Here is a 320-nt window from a genome sequence, read left to right as displayed (position 1 = left end):
CACTAATACTACTAGTGTTTTCTTCTTGTAAGGGTGCTAAAAAGGTCATTAACGATAGCCCTACATCTGAACAAGAAAAAAAAGTTATGGATACTATTACAACCACAAAAAAGGTTATTAAAATGACCGACTCGTTGGTGGTTCCTCAAGACAAAAAAGATATTGAAATCATAGAAAAACCTATTATTAGAGAAACACCTCTTAAAATAGTTTTTAACCATGAAACGTTTCATACTTTGCTTAAAAAATATGTCTCGAACAACGGTAATGTGAATTATAAAGGCCTAAAGTCTGATTGGAAAGCTCTTAGAAAATACTTA

1 pseudogene is annotated in these 320 nt (G+C 31.2%); it reads left to right on the top strand.

The features are described 5' to 3' along the window. A pseudogene (locus J8281_RS19415) lies at window positions 1–320 on the top strand (hypothetical protein); the annotation flags it as partial.

The organism is Aquimarina sp. U1-2 (assembly GCF_017897595.1).
Lineage (GTDB): Bacteria > Bacteroidota > Bacteroidia > Flavobacteriales > Flavobacteriaceae > Aquimarina.
This window is presented reverse-complemented; position numbering and strand designations above follow the sequence as displayed.